This is a genomic window from Sphingorhabdus sp., from assembly GCF_023910635.1.
Lineage (GTDB): Bacteria > Pseudomonadota > Alphaproteobacteria > Sphingomonadales > Sphingomonadaceae > Sphingorhabdus_B.
Genome location: NZ_JAAVVZ010000031.1, coordinates 1 through 19292, shown reverse-complemented (window position 1 = coordinate 19292; position 19292 = coordinate 1). Strand labels below are relative to the sequence as shown.

16 protein-coding genes are annotated in these 19292 nt (G+C 55.8%); 7 read left to right on the top strand and 9 right to left on the bottom strand.

Annotated features, from left to right (window positions below):
• Window positions 1-28: 28 nt before the first annotated feature.
• Window positions 29-1726 carry a class I adenylate-forming enzyme family protein gene (locus HEQ34_RS13030; RefSeq protein WP_296201197.1) on the bottom strand — a complete coding sequence of 566 codons (1698 nt, stop codon included), beginning with the start codon at window positions 1724-1726 and terminating at the stop codon, window positions 29-31.
• Between the two features lie 76 nt (window positions 1727-1802).
• Between HEQ34_RS13030 and lgt the strand changes: the two genes are divergently transcribed.
• Window positions 1803-2669 carry a prolipoprotein diacylglyceryl transferase gene (gene lgt, locus HEQ34_RS13025; RefSeq protein WP_296201194.1) on the top strand — a complete coding sequence of 289 codons (867 nt, stop codon included), beginning with the start codon at window positions 1803-1805 and terminating at the stop codon, window positions 2667-2669.
• Complete coding sequence (locus HEQ34_RS13020) at window positions 2659-3717, top strand: SAM-dependent methyltransferase (RefSeq protein ID WP_296201191.1); 1059 nt, start codon at window positions 2659-2661, stop codon at window positions 3715-3717. Before lgt ends, HEQ34_RS13020 begins: the two co-directional genes overlap by 11 nt.
• Here the strand turns inward: HEQ34_RS13020 and HEQ34_RS13015 are convergent.
• Genes HEQ34_RS13015 through HEQ34_RS13000 form a run of 4 tightly spaced genes read right to left on the bottom strand, consistent with a single transcriptional unit; the run spans window position 3714 to window position 7231 of the window.
• Window positions 3714-4310 (bottom strand): ABC-type transport auxiliary lipoprotein family protein, encoded by a 597-nt coding sequence (locus HEQ34_RS13015; protein ID WP_296201187.1) that lies wholly within the window; start codon window positions 4308-4310, stop codon window positions 3714-3716. The genes HEQ34_RS13020 and HEQ34_RS13015 overlap by 4 nt on opposite strands.
• Complete coding sequence (locus HEQ34_RS13010; protein WP_296201184.1) at window positions 4307-5287, bottom strand: MlaD family protein; 981 nt, start codon at window positions 5285-5287, stop codon at window positions 4307-4309. Before HEQ34_RS13010 ends, HEQ34_RS13015 begins: the two co-directional genes overlap by 4 nt.
• 9 nt (window positions 5288-5296) lie before the next feature.
• A complete protein-coding gene (locus tag HEQ34_RS13005) occupies window positions 5297-6118 on the bottom strand; it encodes an ABC transporter ATP-binding protein (RefSeq protein WP_296201182.1) in 822 nt (273 codons plus the stop codon).
• A gap of 3 nt (window positions 6119-6121) precedes the next feature.
• Window positions 6122-7231: an ABC transporter permease gene (locus tag HEQ34_RS13000; RefSeq protein ID WP_296201179.1), complete on the bottom strand. Its 1110-nt coding sequence runs from the start codon at window positions 7229-7231 to the stop codon at window positions 6122-6124.
• A 75-nt stretch (window positions 7232-7306) separates the two neighbouring features.
• Here HEQ34_RS13000 and HEQ34_RS12995 point away from each other — a divergent pair, with 75 nt between their 5' ends.
• Entirely contained in the window at window positions 7307-8008 is a 702-nt protein-coding gene (locus tag HEQ34_RS12995; protein ID WP_296201177.1) for an HAD-IB family hydrolase, read from the top strand.
• Between the two features lie 8 nt (window positions 8009-8016).
• Here the strand turns inward: HEQ34_RS12995 and HEQ34_RS12990 are convergent, their stop codons facing one another.
• Complete coding sequence (locus tag HEQ34_RS12990) at window positions 8017-9414, bottom strand: DASS family sodium-coupled anion symporter (RefSeq protein WP_296201174.1); 1398 nt, start codon at window positions 9412-9414, stop codon at window positions 8017-8019.
• Complete coding sequence (gene pgeF, locus HEQ34_RS12985; protein ID WP_296201172.1) at window positions 9411-10175, bottom strand: peptidoglycan editing factor PgeF; 765 nt, start codon at window positions 10173-10175, stop codon at window positions 9411-9413. The genes HEQ34_RS12990 and pgeF overlap by 4 nt, the downstream gene beginning before the upstream one ends.
• An 89-nt stretch (window positions 10176-10264) precedes the next feature.
• Between pgeF and HEQ34_RS12980 the strand changes: the two genes are divergently transcribed.
• Window positions 10265-11116 (top strand): SDR family oxidoreductase, encoded by an 852-nt coding sequence (locus HEQ34_RS12980; RefSeq protein ID WP_296201169.1) that lies wholly within the window; start codon window positions 10265-10267, stop codon window positions 11114-11116.
• A gap of 269 nt (window positions 11117-11385) precedes the next feature.
• The gene (locus HEQ34_RS12975) at window positions 11386-13761 is read left to right on the top strand and encodes a TonB-dependent receptor (RefSeq protein ID WP_296201167.1); all 2376 of its coding nucleotides are present in this window, start codon (window positions 11386-11388) and stop codon (window positions 13759-13761) included.
• A 1082-nt stretch (window positions 13762-14843) separates the two neighbouring features.
• Here HEQ34_RS12975 and HEQ34_RS12970 read toward each other — a convergent pair.
• Window positions 14844-16463: an NAD(P)/FAD-dependent oxidoreductase gene (locus HEQ34_RS12970; protein WP_296201165.1), complete on the bottom strand. Its 1620-nt coding sequence runs from the start codon at window positions 16461-16463 to the stop codon at window positions 14844-14846.
• Window positions 16460-17620: an aromatic ring-hydroxylating dioxygenase subunit alpha gene (locus HEQ34_RS12965; RefSeq protein ID WP_296201164.1), complete on the bottom strand. Its 1161-nt coding sequence runs from the start codon at window positions 17618-17620 to the stop codon at window positions 16460-16462. The genes HEQ34_RS12970 and HEQ34_RS12965 overlap by 4 nt, the downstream gene beginning before the upstream one ends.
• Window positions 17621-17656: 36 nt before the next feature.
• Between HEQ34_RS12965 and HEQ34_RS12960 the strand changes: the two genes are divergently transcribed.
• Together HEQ34_RS12960 and HEQ34_RS12955 are read left to right on the top strand one after the other, a co-directional pair.
• Complete coding sequence (locus HEQ34_RS12960; protein ID WP_296201162.1) at window positions 17657-18253, top strand: TetR family transcriptional regulator C-terminal domain-containing protein; 597 nt, start codon at window positions 17657-17659, stop codon at window positions 18251-18253.
• A gap of 17 nt (window positions 18254-18270) precedes the next feature.
• Window positions 18271-19080, top strand: coding sequence for a tryptophan 2,3-dioxygenase family protein (locus HEQ34_RS12955; protein WP_296201160.1), 810 nt, complete (start codon window positions 18271-18273; stop codon window positions 19078-19080).
• Window positions 19081-19292: the final 212 nt, after the last annotated feature.

The window sequence follows — 19292 nt, the reverse complement described above, 5'->3', positions numbered from 1 at the left end:
TTAGTCGCGATCAGGCATCATGTCAGCATCAAGCAGATATTTTGGCATTATATTCGCGTCGCAGCGTCACCCGGTCGATTTTCTGCGTCCCGAGACGGGGGAGGGGGTCGGCAACTTGCCAGAAATGCGCAGGAATCTTGAAGGGTGCAAGACGAGGCGCCAAAAACGCCTTCAACTCATCCTCTGTCAGCGTGACGCCGTCCTTTGTCTGATAGACGATGCCGGGAACTTCACCATATTTGTCATCAGCGATACCAAATACCGACAATTCGACAATCGAGTCATGCTCATAGGCCGCCGCTTCAACCTCGGGGCAACTGATATTCTCGCCGCCCCGGATGATGATATCTTTCTTGCGGTCGACGATGAATAAATAGCCGTCTTCGTCGAGATAGCCGATGTCGCCGGTCCGGAAAAATCCATCGGCGGTGAAGGCGTCGCGTGTGGCATCTTCGTTATTCCAATAACCATTGAAATTGGCAATCGTCCGAATGCCGACTTCACCACGTTCACCTTGCGGCAAGACATTGCCGTCCTCGCCCAGCATTTGGACCTCGACGAGTGGCTTGGTCGCAGGGCCCGTGCTGGTTGGCTTTGCCAGATAATTGTCGTTGAAGTTGCCGCAGCCAACGCCGTTGGTTTCAGTGAGTCCGTAGCCCAATAATGGATAACCCCAGCTCATTTCCTTGCGGATTTTCTTAACATGCTCGACAGGGCGCGGCGCGCCGCCAGCGGCAAATGCGGTGCAGCTTGTTAAATCATATTTGTGCCGGGCCGGGTGCGTCGCCAGCTCAATGCTCATCAACGGAACGCCAACGAAATAGGTGATACGTTCTTTTTCAATGATCCTCATCGCCTCTTCGGCGTCCCATTTGGGCATCAACACGAGCTTGCGGCCAATGGCGAAGCTTTGCAGTACCAAGGGTATCGACGCGGTGACGTGGAACAATGGGACATTGACCAGAGCGGAGGGCTGCGCTGGCATAGATTGGCCGCTGGCGGACATAAGCTCGAAGACGACAAGTGTTTGCCCCACATAGCTCATTGCGCCTTGGACGACAGCGCGGTGGTCTGACACAGCCCCCTTTGACTGCCCGGTTGAGCCAGAGGTGTATAATATCGTGGCATTATCGAGCGGATCTAGCGTTGGCAGCGCTGTTGCCGCGCCGCCACCTTGCGCGGTCATAACCGATAAGCCATCCAAGGGCCGGGAATCATGGTTGATGATGAGGATTTCGCAACTGCCAAGATCTTGTCCGGCCATCCGCGCGGCGCGCTGTTCATCGGCCAGAACAAAGCGGCAGCCGACCATGCGAATGCCCTCGGCCAGCTCCCCGCCTTGCCACCATCCATTGAGCAAAGTGGCAACGCCGCCGGCCATCACAATCGCCATATAGGCAATGATCCAATTGGCCGAATTGCGCGCCGCAATGCCAACGCGCTCCCCCTTTTGCAGTCTGTGGCCTTCAACAAGGCCACCTGCCAAGGCGCGCGCCGCTCCATAAGTCTCTGCGAAACTTAACCGGATATCACCATCGACCAAAAATTCCTTGTTGGCGTGGGTTGCGCAGAAAAATGCGAAATAGTCGGCCATGTTACCCGGCGCTTTGGCGAAAACGGGCATTTGGACACCGTTTTTCTGGGCATAGGTAACGGCCAAGGGGCCATCATCGGCCATGAGCCGGTTAATGGTGGCATCGATTGCAAGGTCTAACTGCGACGGCATGTGATTCTCTCCTAAACTCTTTGTGCGTCTTCTATTTCGCTCTATAGGAATGTCAAAATATACTGAGGAAAATTTTGTGTCATTCGAGATTATTTCAACGGCTGCTGGTTATATTCAGTTTACAGACCTTGGCGTAGGTCCGGTTGCGCTCGATCTGGGCTTCTTTCAGATCCGTTGGTATTCGCTTGGCTATCTGGTTGGCATAATACTTGGCTATTGGATGTTGCTGAAATTGCTCGCACGTCCCGGTGCGCCAATGTCACGTGAGCAAGCCGATGACATAATCCTTTACACCACATTGGGTATCATTTTGGGTGGGCGTATTGGGTATATCTTATTCTACCAACCGTCCATTTTACAGAACCCCATTGATGTCCTCAAACTCTGGGAAGGCGGGATGTCGTTTCATGGCGGCGCGATTGGCATCATATTTTCTCTCTGGCTTTTGGCGCGCAAGCATGATCTCTCTTTCTTACGGGTCTGTGATTATGTCGCCTGCGTCGTACCCTTTGGGATATTCCTAGTGCGCCTTGCGAACTTCGTGAATGATGAACTTTGGGGCCGCGTAACTGACGTGCCATGGGCCGTAGTCTTTCCCAACGGCGGTGATTTGCCCCGGCACCCGAGCCAGCTTTATGAAGCTGTGCTTGAAGGGCTGTTGATGGCCGCAATTTTATGGCCATTATTTTGGAAAACCAAACTGCGGTATAGGCCCGGTTTCCTGACGGGTATGGCCGCAATCATTTATGGCACAGCCCGGTTTTCCATCGAGTTTTTCAGGGAGCCAGACCAGCAGCTTCAATGGCTGGTGGAAACAAGCGGCCTGAGCATGGGGCAGTGGCTAACCATCCCGATGATATTAATGGGACTGTTCCTCTTGTTCACAGCAGGTGCCCGCAGGCAGCGCGCTCAGGCAATAGCCGGCAGTAACAGTGTCGCCTGACAGTGGGCAAGTTGCAGTCCGCCTTACGCAACAGATAGAGGCATCAGGACCCATCAGCGTTGCCGAATATATGCGTGTTGCCAACACGGCATATTATGGTCGCGCTGACCCGCTGGGCGCAGACGGTGATTTCATCACGGCGCCCGAAATCAGCCAGATGTTTGGCGAGATGGTGGGCATTTGGCTGAGCGACATGTGGTTACGCCATCGTCCGGCCACCTGCCATTATGTAGAGCTTGGCCCTGGCCGTGGGACTTTGGCGGCAGATGCGCTGAGAACAATGAAGCGTTTTGGTTGCGAACCAGCGGTCCATTTTTTAGAAAACAGTCCGGCCATGCGCGCCAAGCAGTTGCAGGCAGTGCGGCACGCCATTTTCCATGACAATCTGGAAAGCCTCCCGACCGATGCACCTTTGTTCGTGGTGGCAAACGAGTTTTTTGACGCTTTACCCATCCGGCAGATGGTTTCAACGCAAGCCGGTTGGCGGGAGCGGGTCGTTGTGCAGGATATTGGGGCGCGCTTTGTAGCAATGCCCGGTGCTTGCGCGACCGATGACCTCATCCCCGAACAATTTCGCGCTGCTGCGTTGGGCAGTATTTACGAAATCTGTCCCGATGCATCTTCGATCATGCATAAGCTTTCCGACCGGCTGGCAAAGCAAGGCGGGGTGATGTTGATCATCGACTATGGCTATACCCAGCCCGCGTTGGGCGACACTTTGCAAGCGGTTCAGAGCCACAAATATGCCGATCCTTTCCATAATCCGGGCCAGGTTGATTTGACGGCGCATGTCGACTTTTTTGCATTGTCGAACTGCGCGAAAAACTGTGGTCTTATGTTGGCCGGACCAAGCGACCAAGGCGCGTGGCTTTTGGGTCTTGGAATTGACCAGCGTGCGCAACATTTGGCCGCGTCCAATCCCGACCGGGCCGCAGACATCACCGCCGCACGTAACCGGTTGGTCGAACCAGACGCCATGGGGGCATTATTCAAGATACTGGCAACTTATGCCCAAGGTTGGCCGCAACCGGAGGGGTTCGGTCTTTAGCCCGCCCAGTCGGCTATCTGACCCGCAACATCGTTCGCGGCGGCATTTAAAGCCGCGCCTGCCGGAGCGGGTGCAATGGCGGTGACGGGCCGCCGTGCTTCAAACCGGCGCTTTTCGGTTGCGCTGCCGCGGATGATTTTGACCACGTCATAGACAATAACGGCCTCATTGGTTTCGGCATCAATGCCAAATTCTAGCAGGCTTCCCGATAAAATCCTGACTGCCTTGCCGCCTGCGTCCACTTCATTGAGCACAAGATTGCCGCTCTTCGCCGACACGGTTTCGGCGAGTAACATCTGCATCAAACGGGCGGGTTTGTCGGCCCAAAATGCGTCTTTGAGATAGGCAATGCTGCTGGCGTCAATCTGAACCGGTACACGATTATTATCCAGCTTGCGCGGAACTTGCGGGATTTGGATAACCAAGGCTTCGGCGACAGTCGCTTTACGCGCAGTCCCGGCAGCCACGACATTGTCGGCCGTCAGGACCAGCATCGAGACTGGTGCCTTGCTGCCGAAGCTGACGCACGCACCAAGGGCCATGATGAGAGGTAACGCATATAAGCGTGGGCCGGAGATTTTGCTGAACATCATTTTGGGTTCCTGCTGCCGGGTTTATAATCGGGTAAGGCGGGCGCGCCGACGACGCTGCTTATGCCGCCTTGGTCCACTTTCTCGGTCACGGACTTTAACGATCCCGACAAGTCTCTCAAGTCGCGCGCCAGTTGCGTCACTTCGGGCAAAGTCTGGGTATTTAAAGTTTCAATCGCCGGGTTCGCGTTGTTCAAGGTCGTTTCCAACGCTGCCAGACTGCCATTTGCGGACCGCAGTGTTTTGCGCAATTCATCCAGCATCGGGCGACCTTCGCTGTCGAGCAGCTTATTGGTTGAGCCTGCCATTTTGGTGATCTCATCCGCAGCGAGGCCTGCTTTTTGCAGGGCAATGCGCGATTCCTGGATCGCTGCACGCAAGTCGGGTCCTTGAGCTGCTAATGTTCCCGAAATGCTCTCCACATTGTTCAAAATCTGTTCGACGGATTGTTCATTCTTGTCGGACAATATGTTGGTAAGCCGCTCGGTCAACGTCGACAGCCGCTCCAAAAGCAAAGGCGCGTTGTTGAGCAGTTCGCCCAAAGCGCCTGGCTTTGTCGGAATGACTGGCACGCCTGTGGGACAAGCGGTCTTTGGATTTGCCTTAGGGCAATTCAGCGCAGGCGCGCCTTTAACTGCACCATCGAGCTGGACCTCCGATACGCCGGTGAAACCGATGCCGTTGATCGTCGCTGTCGTTCCTTGAAGCACGGGTACGGTATCCTTGATACTGATGCGCACCCGAACGAATTCCGGATCGGGCTCCCATAACTCGATGCTCTCAATTTGGCCCACCGGAACGCCGGAAAAAGACACGCCCGAGCCCTTGGCCAAACCATTGACCGATTGCTGAAAGAATATGTCATATTCTTTCTTGTCGCCATCGCTTGTCCGCGAAAGCCAAACGGTAAAGGCCGCCAGCAGCGCCAGAAGTAAAAGCGTGACAGCGCCCACCATCACATAGTTGGATTTGGTTTCCATCGTACTGCCTTATGACCTTCCTAGCTGCTGCGTCTTTGCACGTGGGGTGTCGCTTTGGTCGCTGTGACCGCGCCGCGCCGCGCGACCGCGTGGACCGCTGAAATATTCGTTGATCCAAGGGTGATCGATGGCCAGTAATTCTTCAATCGCACCTATGGCTATAACTTTCCGATCGGCCAAAACGGCCACTCTGTCACAAATGGAATATAGCGTATCAAGATCATGCGTAATCAAAAAGACCGTTAGTCCAAGCGTCTCTTTCAAATCGCGGGTTAAACTGTCGAATTTGGCAGCGCCGATGGGGTCAAGCCCTGCGGTCGGCTCATCCAGAAACAACAATTCGGGGTCCATCGCCAATGCCCGCGCGACACCAGCACGCTTGCGCATACCGCCCGATAGCTCGGATGGATATTTATGTGCAGCTTCCGGTGGAAGGCCGCTTAAGAAGATTTTGTAGCGCGCGATTTCGTCGAGCAGCTCTCTGCTAAAATCCGGGTAAAACTCGCGCAAGGGTACCTGCACATTTTCCGCGACAGTTAAGGTCGAAAATAATGCGCCGCCCTGAAACAAGACGCCCCAGCGTCGCCGGACGTCGGTTGCCTGGTCTTCTTCCTTACCAATCATGCCTTCGTCAAAGACGCGGATTTCGCCTGAATCTGGTTTTTGCAGGCCGATGATCGAGCGCATAAGCACCGATTTGCCCGTTCCCGAACCACCAACGACGCCCAGTATCTCGCCACGGCGGACTTCGATGTCGAGATCCTGATGGATGACTTGGTCACCAAAGCTATTGCAAAGGCCAGTTACGGAAATGATGTTGGGTGGGTTCATCGCTTAATCCCAACCAATTTCGCTAAAGAATACTGCAAAAAATGCGTCGAGGACGATAACAAGGAAAATGGCTTGTACGACGGCAGCGGTTGTTCTTAACCCCACTTGCTCGGCATTTCCTTTGACTTGCATCCCCTGAAAACAACCAGCCATCGCTATGATTGCGCCGAAGACTGGGGCCTTGATTATGCCAATCCAGAAATCGGTTATCGGCGTTACTTCGCGCAGTCGCTGAACAAAAGTCGCCGGCGGGATATCGAGGACAATCCAGCATAATAACCCGCCGCCGATGATGGACATTAACGAGGCGAAAATACCCAGCAAGGGCATCATGACCACTGCGGCGATCACGCGGGGCACGACCAACGCTTCTACGGGGACAACGCCGATCGTGCGCATGGCGTCAATTTCTTCTGTGATCTTCATGGTCCCGATCTGTGCGGCAAAGGCAGATCCGGACCGGCCCGCAACCATGATCGCGGTCATCAATATGCCAAGTTCACGCAGCGTAAGCCGCCCGATCAGGTTGATGGTAAATACCTCTGCACCAAATTGGCGAAGCTGCACTGCGCCTTGTTGTGCAATGACAATGCCGATGAGAAAGCTCATCAGGCCGACAATGCCAAGCGCCCGGACGCCGACCATGTCGAAATGCTGAACCACCGCGTGCCAGCGAAAGCGGTGCGGGTTCATCAGCAGACTGAAGAACGCTTTGACCACTTGCCCGACAAAGCCAAGGAATTGCAAAAGCGTCGTTATGCCGACGGCAACGCCGCCGCCAACTTCGGCCAAAAAGCGATACAGCGCCGAAATAGGTGGTTTGGGGACGACTTCGGCTTGGTCGACACCGCGAACAGCATCAATCAAGCGGCCCGCGTCATTTGCGCAGCCGGTAATCTGCGCATTATGTTCCTTAGCGGTCCGATGGACCAACCAAGCGCCGACGGTGTCCATATGGGTGACGCCGGAAATGTCGATTTCGCAAATGGGGCCGCTGATGTCTCGTAAACCGCGGTCTACATCACCAATTGACGCAATGACGAATGTACCGGACAGCCGGAGAACTTGCCCGCTGGGCAGCTCTTCAACAGTGAATTCGGCAGCGTCAGCCATAACGCTATAACTGGCCTATTATGGGAACTATCACAAGCCTGTAGACTTTTTAGGTAAAGTTATGCCTTTAAGGTCATGATGACTAACCCCCAAACGACCCTGCTGGCCATATATGATATGGACAAGACCGTCACGCGGCGTGCCACCTATAATGGGTTCCTCCTGCATATGGCGTTTAACAAGTCACCGTGGAGATTGTTGCTTGCACCATTTTTGCCGGTTGGTTTGGTGCTATATGCGCTGAAGATTTGGGACCGTGCGCAGCTTAAGCAGTTTTCACAAATTCTGCTGATCGGTAGACGCGTGCCAAAGGCGCAGTTTGCCAAATATCTGGAAAGCCATGCGGTTATGGTCGTTGGCAAAAACGTCTATCCGCAATTGCTGGCGCGCGTGGCGCAGGAGAAGGCGGCTGGCTATCGTCATGTCATGGCAACGGCTTCTTACCGCTTATATGTGGAGGCGATTGCCAAAAGGCTTGGCTTTGATGATGTCATTGCGACAGACCTATCTACCGACAGCAGCGGCCATGTGCTGGCGCGGATTGACGGGCATAATTGCCACGACGTGGCAAAGCTGGAACTGGTGAAGCGGTGGATGGAAAGACACGGCCTTGCGCGCGCCACTTGTCATATTCGCGCGTATTCCGACCATGTCTCCGACGCGCCATTGCTTAATTATGCTGACGAACCCTTCGCCACCAACCCGCATGGCCCGCTGGCGCGGTTGGCCAAGAAGAAGGGCTGGCCGATCCTCGACTGGCGCGTGGTAGAGACCTAAACTTAAACTTATAGCACCCGCAGCGCGCCAAACAGCCAGACCGCCCCGACAATCAGGGGAATGCCCGCAAGGTCGAGAAAAAATCCGGCCTTCACCATTTTGGGCAGGGCAATATGCCCACTGGCCCATGCAATGGCATTTGGCCCCGTGCCTGACGGCATCATGAAACCCCAGCTTGCGGCCATGGATGCCGCCATTGCCATCAACCATGGGTCAGCGCCCGTTGCGGCCACCAGGCCAGCCACCACAGGCAGCACGCCACTGGCGGTCGCGACATTGCTGGCAAATTCGGTGATCAAAATGACCAAAGCGGTCAGCGCAATCGCAATGATAACCGGATGCACCACGGACAGTGGTTCTAATGCCTCACCCAGCCACGCAGCGAGCCCTGATTGCGTGATGCCAGCCGCAAGCGCCAGACCACCCCCAAACATCATAATGACGCCCCAAGGGGCCCTGTCCGCCTCCTGCCATGTCAGCAAGGGACGGCCGGTGCCGTCGGGTATAAGGAACAGCAACAGCGACCCCGCAATTGCGATGCTGCCGTCGGTAATGCCTAGCGGCTCCAACCAGCGCTGCGCAATCCAAAGGCCAATAACCAACAACAATATCGGAAGCAGCCGCTTTTCCGCCACGGACATGGGCTGTGCCTTGCCGATTGACGCGCGCGCCGCATCAACGTCGAAACTGCCCGCAGTAACATTTTGTACCCGCATCAGGATGAACGCGCATAAGGGCACGCCGACAATCACGACGGGCACGCCATAAAGCATCCATGTTAGAAAGCTGATCTGGATACCCAACTGCTGTTCCACCAAGCCAGCGGCAATCGCGTTGGTCGGCGACCCGACAAGCGTCCCAAGCCCGCCAATCGACGCGGCAAAGGCCACGCCCATGATAAGGGCCCCTGCAAGGCCATCTGTTTCCCCGGGTTTCGTTCCGCCAGCGGCAAGTACGGCAACGGCGATGGGCACCATGATAAGCGCTATCGACGTGTTGGACATCACCATGCTGAGCAATGCGGTTGAACCCATGAACGCGATCATGAGGCCAGTGACGCTGTGCCCCGATTTCCCCAATATGGCGAGGGCGACGCGGCGGTGCATGCCCGTTCGTTCAATGGTGAGCGCCAGAAATGCGCCGCCAAGAATGAGGAACAGGATAGGCGAGTAATATTCCTTCGCCACGTCCTGCGCGGTCATGATATCCATCAGCGGCAACGCCAGAAACGGCAGAAATGCGGTCACTGTCAACGGCAAGGCTTGCGTCATCCAATAGGTCGCCATCAAGATGGTGAGGGCGGCAACGTGCCACGCAGATGGTTCCATACCTGTTGGTGCAGGCAAAAACAGCATGACGGCGAAGATGACAAGTCCGCCCCAAAAGCCGACCCTCTCTACTTTCATGGGCGCAGGCCGATCAGCGAGAGTTGACGGCCATATCCGGGTTCACCCAAATGGCAACTGCGCCGGTAACTGAAGAAGCGGTCGGGCTGGCTATAGGTGTCTTCGCCCAGACACTCGACCGTTTTGATGCCAGCCGCCGCCAGTCGCGCCGCGACATAGCCTTCAATATCGAATTGATAATGGCCCGCTTTGCCATCAGCAAAGAAGCGTTCGTTTGCCGCTGCTTGCGCGACGAAGTTGCGGAAAAAACCTTCGTCCACTTCATAGCTTTTCTGCGCAATGCACGGGCCAATGGCGCAACTTATGCGGCCTGCCTGCGCGCCAAGTTTCTCCATCGCGGTGATGGTGTTTTCAAGCACGCCACTTATGGCGCCTTTCCAGCCTGCGTGCGCTGCGCCAATGACTCCTGCCTCGGTATCTGCAAATAAAACAGGGACGCAATCGGCGGTTACTATACCCAAAAGGATGTTGGGCTGGACGGTTACCATCGCGTCGCCGCGCGGCGGGTCATCTTGCGACATGGCATTGTCTACCTGCACAACATCGGCAGAATGGAATTGATGAACGCGGGCAAGCGTCGCGCCGGGCAGAACCGATTGCCCGCCAAGTAGGCGATTCTCAATGACGGATTCCCGCGCATCTTCAGAACCCAACCCTACGTTTAGCCCCGCATAGATTCCCGTCGACACCCCGCCCTTTCGTCCAAGAAAACCATGGGCAATTTTGCGCAACACGCCTGATTGGATTACTTCAACTGTCATGCCTGCGCCTCCTCCCACCACTCCTATTCGCAACTGCCGCGCTTGACGGCAAGCCATTAGATTGCGAACCAGCATATATGCAGCGACACATGCTTATATTTGGAATGGGCTACACCGCCAACCGTCTTGCCGACACTTTGCGCGCCGCCGGTTGGTTGGTGACGGGCACGCGGCGGATGAGCGGTGGCGATGCCATCGCCTTCGATGATGAAGTCGCGGTGCTGACCGCGCTGGAGACCGCAACGCATATATTGTCGAGCGTGCCGCCAATGGCCGAGGGCGGCGATCCGGTGCTTTTGAAATATGGCGCGGCGATTGCTGCGCGCGCGCCCATATGGATCGGCTATCTGTCCTCCACCGGAGTCTATGGCGATACCGGCGGTGCATGGGTCGATGAAAGCGCACCGGTGGGCGAGGGCCGCCGCACCGCGCGGGCCGAAGCCGACCTTGCGTGGCAGGCCTTGCGCAATGACGTCCGTGTATTCCGCTTGCCCGGCATTTACGGGCCCGGCAGATCGGCGCTGGAGCGGGTTAAAGAGGGCAAGGCACATCGTATCGACATGCCGAATCAGATTTTCAGCCGCGTGCATGTTGACGACATCGTCGCTGCGGTCATTGCCGCCTTTGATGGTCCTGCGGGCGTTTACAATATCGCCGATGACATGCCCGCGCCGCAAAATGATGTCATCGAATATGCGTGCGACCTGCTGCAACGCGATTGGCCACCTTTATTGTCCATCGAGGCCGCTGGCCTGTCGCCTATGGCGCGTGGATTTTACGCCGAAAACCGCCGCATAGCGAATGGCAAAGCGAAAAGGCTGCTTGCCTGGCTACCACGATATGCCAACTACCGAATGGGCTTAGGGTCAGGACCACTTAAATCCACCTTCGCGGTTTGGGGCCATACTGTTCAGTGCAAGGCGGCAAAGCGCAGGACTTAGTGGTTCTAAGTCTAGCTTTGCCAACACAGCAATGGACAGTATGGGTCAAATCCGAAGGACGTCTTGACGCCGCGAAGGTGGATTTAAGTGGTCATGACCCTTGTTGCTGCTATGCAACAGAGTGAACTAAAATTACAAATAAACGGCGTATATGGCGAAAATATATTGCGCGGAGGCAATATTCGGGGCCTATTTATTGCAATGTAAACAGGGAGGGTCGCTACATGCGCCTAAAAAATCAAAGGTCCAACGTCCGCACAGCATTGGTTATGTTGTTAACATCAACCGCCTTTGCCGTTCCTGCAATGGCGCAGGAAGCGGCTGACACAGACAGCGATGTCATCGTCGTCACCGCGCAAAAGCGCGAACAGAATTTGCAGGACGTGCCAATCGCGATCAATGCCATTGGTAATGAAAAGCTGGACCAATTGCAGGTTAGCGAATTGCAGGATGTTGTGAAGTTCCTGCCATCGGTGACGATACAGCAAGGCGGCCCCGGTTTCGCGCAAGTCTATTTCCGCGGCGTGGCCTCGGGCGAAAACGCGAACCACTCGGCTTCGCTGCCGACGGTCGGCACCTATCTCGACGAAATGCCGATCACGACCATTCAGGGCGCGCTGGATCTGCATGCCTATGACCTTGCGCGTGTTGAGGCGCTCGCCGGACCGCAGGGCACCTTATATGGCGCAAGTTCGATGGCTGGCACGTTGAAGCTGGTGACAAACGCGCCTGATCCTTCTGGCTTCTACGGAAGCGCTGGCGTTGAAATCAACTCTATTGCGCATGGTGATTTCGGATCGATTTACGAAGGCTTTGTCAACGTGCCGATTGCCGAAGGCGCAGCAGCGCGTTTGGTGGGCTGGTACCGCGACGATGGCGGCTATATCGACAATGTGTTGGGCGCGCGGACCTATGCCTCATCAGGCATCAGGCAGAGCAACGCCGCGTTGGTTGAGAAAAACTATAACGACGCCGAAACCTATGGCGCGCGTTTGGCGCTGGGCATCGACTTGGATGACAATTGGACCATTAAGCCAACATTGATGGGGCAGGTTCAGAATACGCAAGGTAGCTATTCGCAGGAACGTTCGGGGCAAACCACTGGCGAACTGCAGACCGTTCAGTACAATCCCGAAGGCAGCCGCGATAAGTGGATTCAGGCGGCGATGACGATTGAAGGCAAGATTGGTAATTGGGATGTGACCGCGACGGGCGGCCATTTGCGCCGCAAGACCGAAACGCAGTCGGATTATTCGGATTATGCGTATTTCTATGACGCTTTGTCTGGTTACGGCAATTATTTCTACGACAATGCCGACAATCTGGTGAACCCGAACCAGTATATTCAAGGCATTGACCGGTATAAGAAAAGCTTTGGTGAATTGCGTATCGCGAGCCCTGCGGATGCACCCTTGCGGTTCATCGGCGGTGTGTTTGCGCAACGCCAGTCGCATAATATCGAACAAAATTACATCATCGACAAAATTGCCGATTCGATCACTGTGACCGGTACGGACAGCAATATCTGGCTGACCAAGCAACAGCGGGTTGACCGCGATTATGCCGCCTTTGGTGAATTGACCTATGATTTGACCGAGAAGCTGTCGCTGACCGGCGGCTTGCGTTATTATAAGTTCGATAACTCGTTGCAGGGCTTCTTCGGCTATTCGGGTGGATTTTCTAGCAAGACTGGCGAAGCCGCCTGCCTCAACACCGACGGTACAACGCGGAAAGCCAATCCGGCGGGAACGCCTGTGCCGGTCCTTGTCGATGGCAGCCCTTGCACCAATGTTGATAAATCAACGTCGGACACTGGCTTCATCCACAAGTTGAACGCAACGTATAAAGTCACCGACGATGTTCTGGTCTATGCCACATGGTCACGTGGTTTCCGTCCGGGCGGGATCAACCGTCGCGGCACCTTGCCGCCTTATGGTTCGGACAAGCTCGACAATTATGAATTGGGCTGGAAAACCACCTTCGGCGCGTTCCGCTGGAATGGCGCGGTGTTCCAGGAAGATTGGAACAATATCCAGCTTTCATTCCTGGGTGCAAACGGCCTGACCGAAATCCGCAATGCGGGTGTGGCCCGTATCCGTGGTGTCGAAATGGACGCTGGCTTCCGCGCTGGCGGGTTCAGCCTGAACGCTGGATTGAGCTATAATGACGCGAAAAGCCAACGCGATTTTTGTAAGATAGCCAACGCAACTTTTGATTGCACCACGGCGGGCAATGAATTGCTTGCCGCATCCGGATCGCGCTTGCCTGTAACCGCCAAATTTAAGGGCAATGCGATTGCGCGTTATGAATTCCCCGTCGCCGACTGGGATGGTCATGTGCAATTTGCGGTCAACTATATAGGAGACCGCCGAAGCGATTTGCGGCCAGTGCAGAATGCCATCAAGGGCAATCTGGATGCCTACACCACGGCTGACGTCTCTGTTGGCGTGAAAAGTGACGTGTGGAAGATTGAGGCATTTGCCACAAACTTGTTCGACACACGCGGCGTGGTCAACACCGGCGTCCAATGCATTGAAACAACGTGCGGAACGGGTGTCACGGCGTCAACGCCAACGGGTGGCGCGTTTTACGATGTCGTTATCAAGCCCCGCTTGATCGGTGTGAAATTCTCGCGCGATTTTTAACGATTGTTCACTTTTCTTAGCGCAGAAAATTTCTTGTGCGCAAAGAATAATTACGGCATAAAATGTGTGACATAAAGTTTGTCGCCAAAAGCGACAGGGGGAGGAAGCCGGATCTGAAAAGGTCCGGCTTTTTCGTTTCCGTGCGGGGCAAGACCAACTAGGGTCAGGATCACTTAAATCCACCTTCGCGGTTTGAGGCCATTTTGTTCAGGACCTGTTCGTTGGCTTGCGGCTCCAATGGCAGCGTCGGTGTGGCATCATGACGCAAGCCCCAAAAACTTTTTATCACGCAAAGCCGCAAAGACACAAAGAAGAAGATCATTTAACTTCTTTACCTTTGCGCCTTCGCGGCTTTGCGTGATAATATTTTACGGCGTTAGGGTCACGGCCTTCTCATCCGCTTGCGGCTCCAATGGCAGCGTCGGTGTGGCATCATGACGCAAGCCCCAAAAACTTTTTATCACGCAAAGCCGCAAAGACACAAAGAAGAAGATCATTTAACTTCTTTACCTTTGCGCCTTCGCGGCTTTGCGTGATAATATTTTACGGCGTTAGGGTCACGGCCTTCTCATCCGCTTGCGGCTCCAATGGCAGCGTCGGTGTGGCATCATGACGCAAGCCCCAAAAACTTTTTATCACGCAAAGCCGCAAAGACACAAAGAAGAAGATCATTTAACTTCTTTACCTTTGCGCCTTCGCGGCTTTGCGTGATAATATTTTACGGCGTTAGGGTCACGGCCTTCTCATCCGCTTGCGGCTCCAATGGCAGCGTCGGTGTGGCATCATGACGCAAGCCCCAAAAACTTTTTATCACGCAAAGCCGCAAAGACACAAAGAAGAAGATCATTTAACTTCTTTACCTTTGCGCCTTCGCGGCTTTGCGTGATAATATTTTACGGCGTTAGGGTCACGGCCTTCTCATCCGCTTGCGGCTCCAATGGCAGCGTCGGTGTGGCATCATGACGCAAGCCCCAAAAACTTTTTATCACGCAAAGCCGCAAAGACACAAAGAAGAAGATCATTTAACTTCTTTACCTTTGCGCCTTCGCGGCTTTGCGTGATAATATTTTACGGCGTTAGGGTCAGGCGAATATGCGTTTGAACACACTGCGGTCGGCGAGCACTTCTGCCGCGCAATTATGCCCTGGAGCGCCGGTCACGCCGCCACCGGGATGGCTACCGGCGCCGCACATATACAGGCCCTTTAACGGCCCGCGATACGCGCCATGGCCCAAAATCGGGCGTGCGGACCATAATTGGTCTAGGCTCATATTGCCGTGCATGATGTCGCCGCTGACCAGTCCGAATTTGCGCTCTAGCCCCTTGGGGCTGAGGATTTGGCGGCCCAAAACCGACGCGCGGAAGCCGGGGGCATAGCCCTCAACAGTGCTGATGATATCATCGGCGGCCTGGCCTTCTTCGGCGTCCCAGTCACGCGGCGAGCCATCCGCATGCGCGGGCAGTTCAGGCGCAAATTGCTGGCAGAACAGGCTCGCGACATGCTGCCCTGCGGGCGCGAGGCTGTCGTCGACGGTCGACGGGATGAGGATTTCAACGATAGGCTTTTGCGACCAGCCATCGCGCTTCGCATCCAAAAACGCGCGGTCCATATAATCCAATGTTGGCGCGATGATGATGCCCGATTGATGGTGCTCGCCCGTTTCGGGTAAGCAGGTGAATTTGGGCAGTTCGGACAAAGCGACATTCATGCGGAAGGTGCCGCTGCCCGCCTTAAAGCCCTTCACGCGGCGTTTGAATTCGGGTTTCAGGTCGGCATCGTCAAATAAGCGTTCGTAGAGCAGCTTTGGCCCGACGTTCGAAATCACGCGGTCCGCGATGATTTCCTCACCGCTTTCAAGGCGCACGCCCGCAACTTTTTCGCCATCAACCAACACGCGGGATACAGGGGCCTCCAAGCTGATTTCGACGCCCAGATCGCGGCATACCTTGGCCATGATCTGCGTAATCGTGCCCATGCCGCCGATGCTGTGGCCCCACGCGCCCTTGTTGCCATTCACTTCGCCAAAGACATGGTGCAGCAAGACATACGCGCTGCCCGGCGTGTCGGGGCTGGCATAATTGCCGACGACCGCGTCAAAGCCAAAGGCGGCCTTTACCGCTTCGCTTTCGAACCAGCTATCCAAGAAACTGCGCGCCGATTTGGTGAACAGTTCCAACACATCACGCTGCTGCGACAGGTTGAGCTTCATCAGCCCGCGTCCCTGCACGGCGGCATCGATAAGGGTCTTTATGCCATCGCCGACATTGGGCGGGGAGCGCAACGCAAGATCGCGCAGGACGTCCGCGACCCCTTCCAACATGTCATAATATTGCGGCAAGACCGCCGCGTCATGTTTTGAGAAACGGGCAAATTCGGCCTGCGTGCGTTCCAGCCCGCCACCGAGTTTCAAATAACCGCCATCTTCTTGGGGCAAGAAATTGGAGATGGGCCGTTCAATGACGCGGTAGCCATGGTCGACCAGCTTCATGTCAGAAATCACCTTGGGCTGAAGCAGGCTGACGGTGTAGCTGGCGACCGAGTTGCGGAATCCGGGGTGGAATTCTTCGGTAACAGCCGCGCCGCCGACGACATCGCGGCGTTCGACAAGGCGGACCTTTAGGCCAGCGCGCGCGAGATAAAAGGCGCAGACAAGGCCGTTATGGCCAGCGCCGATGATGAGGGCGTCATATTTTTGGGTCATTTTTTGCTCCAGCCCGATGCCGGGCGTTGTTCGAGGCGGGCCTCTGGAATGATGTTGCGGATGCGGGCACAGAAGCTTTTCAGGCACACTTCCTTGTCGGACAGCGGACCCATCGAAAAACTGCGGCTGGCCATGCCTTGCTGCACGCGGGTGACAAGGACGGTGTCCTCGGCATTGACTTGACGGTTGATCCGCCAGTTGAGGTAACGCGCCGCACGCATTTCGCGGCGGTCATCTTTATGGACGTAACTGATTTCCCGAATGACGCAGCTATTCGGACCAGTGGGCAGCCATTGCATGAAATCCACCTGATCAGGATAGATATCGAACGCGACCGAGGGCCATAGCTTGAAATAGAGCCAGCGTTTCTGATTAGCGGCGGGCAAATGCGGGACCGGTGGCAGCAAGTTCTGATAGGCGCGTTCCGACCAATTGGCCGATGGGCGGTCGACAAGGTCGCCCCACATGCGGTCGACATGCGGTTCCGCCTCAACACCATAGCTTTTGCCAAACAGGCGCGTGAGGCCGGGATGCGCGACAGGGATGTGCAAGCCGTCAGAATAATTGTCGCCGACATTTTTCCAGTTTACATCGCGCGGGCGCATGGTGACGCGGCCTAGCGCCCGCAATTCTTCAAATCGGTAAGGCGCGACTTGGGTTTCATAAGGGGCCATCATTTCGGCCACCGAAGGTCCGCCGCTTTCCAGACGGACGAACACGAACCCGCGCCAGATTTCCATGTCAACGGGCACAAGGCCCGCCTTGTCCTTGTCGAGCGTCGGGTAAGATGCGCTGTTGGGTACGCCAGTCAAGCGGCCATCAAGGTCATAGGTCCAGGCGTGATAGGGGCAGACCAATTTCTTGGCGCAGCCGCCCGAGCCATCGACCAAGCGGCTGCCCCGGTGGCGGCAGACATTGGTGAATGCGCGCAGCACCTGGTCCGCGCCGCGCACGACAATGACGCTCTCATTAATGTAATCGAGGCTGTGCCAGTCGCCCACATGCGCGACGTCGCTGACATGGCACACCACTTGCCATGACGGGCGGAAAATGCGGTCCACCTCAAGCGCGGCAAATTCGGGATCATCATAGGTCCAGGCCGGCAGGCTCCAACCTTCCAAATGATCCTGCGATATGTGTAAACCCGATTCGGACATCTTGCCTCCCTTGTTATACGAGTGTATAACAGCGACATGCAGCCGCGACAAGTCTTCACCCGAAAAAGCGCCGATACGCGCCGCGACGCATTGATTGCGGCAACGGCGCGGTGCCTATCCACGCGGGGTGCACATGGGACGTCGGTGCGCGCGATTTGCCTGGAGGCGGGAGTCTCGGCGGGTTTGCTGCGGCATTATTTCGACGGAATTGATGCGTTGGTTGCCGCAACCTATCGCGCGACAGGGGCGCGTGTCGCCGCCGCGTTGCATGCTGCGGTTGAGGCTATTCCCGCCGACAACCCGCGTGGCCGGTTGCTGGCTTTTGTCACAGCAAGTTTCCGTGCACCCATCGCTGATCCAGAGTTGCTGGCGACGTGGCTGGCGTTTTGGAGCCTGTCGCGCACAGTGCCCGCCATTGGCGCAATCCATGACGAGATTTACGCCGAAAATCGCCAGGATATGGAACGCCTCATCCTTGCCTGCCCGAATGCACCAGCCGACGCCCGATTGGCCGCAGTCGCGCTGACGGCTTTGGTCGATGGTCTATGGCTTGAATTAAGCTTGGGTAATGCGCCCTTTAGCGTCGGCGAGGCGGAGACTTTGGCGGAAAATTGGCTGGATAGTTTCATTTGAAACATTAAAGACGGTGCATGACCGATGCTCCTACCTCCGACGCCGCCATGACCTACGCACGCTATCTTGCGCTGGACGCCTTGCTGGATTGCCAGCACCCGCAATCCGATCTGGATGATGAGATGCTGTTCATCATCATTCACCAAACCAAGGAGTTATGGCTTAAGCAGATCATCCGCGAGCTTCAATTGGCCCGCGCGCAAATCCGCAATGACGCGCTCGTTCCGGCGTACAAAGCGCTTGCACGGGTAAGCCGTATTCAGGCGGTGATGACTTTAAGCTGGGACGTGCTGTCGACGATGACCCCGTCCGAATATACCCGGTTTCGCCATGTGCTTGGGCCAAGCTCTGGCTTTCAATCCGACCAGTTCCGCACGGTGGAATATCTGCTTGGGTTGAAAGCGGCGGCGTTCCTGAAATATCAAGAGGACCGGCCTCACGCTTATGCGGCGATGACCGAGGCGCTTGTCAGCCCAAGCATTTGGGATGAGGCGATTGCGGCCTTGACGCGTGCTGGATTTGACCTGCCGCCTGCTTTGCTTGCGCGCGACTGGAGCAAGCCGCATATATTCTCCTCCGAAGTGGAGGGGGCATTCCTGCACGTCTATCGCAATCCTGATCAATATTGGGAACTGTATCAGCTTGCGGAGAAGCTGGTGGACCTTGACGATGCGATGGCGACGTGGCGGCATAAGCATGTCCTGACCGTTGAGCGCATTATCGGGGGCAAGACGGGCACGGGCGGCACGTCCGGCGTCAATTATCTCAGCAGCACGGTCGGTAAGCGCGCGTTTCCGGAATTATGGTCGCTACGCACGCAGTTGTGATCGCCTGTCATAAGGCTGCAACAGCAATTGATTAGCGCGCGTTGCAAAGCATCGTTACGGTGCACCACAGGGATTGCCGGAAAACGCAAAAGGGGAAGCCGATAATGTCATTTATAATCAATCGTCGTCATTTACTGGCGACCGCTGGATTTGGTCTTGGCGGGCTGATGCTGCCGGGCGGCGCTGCGATGGCGCAGACGCTTCTTGGACTC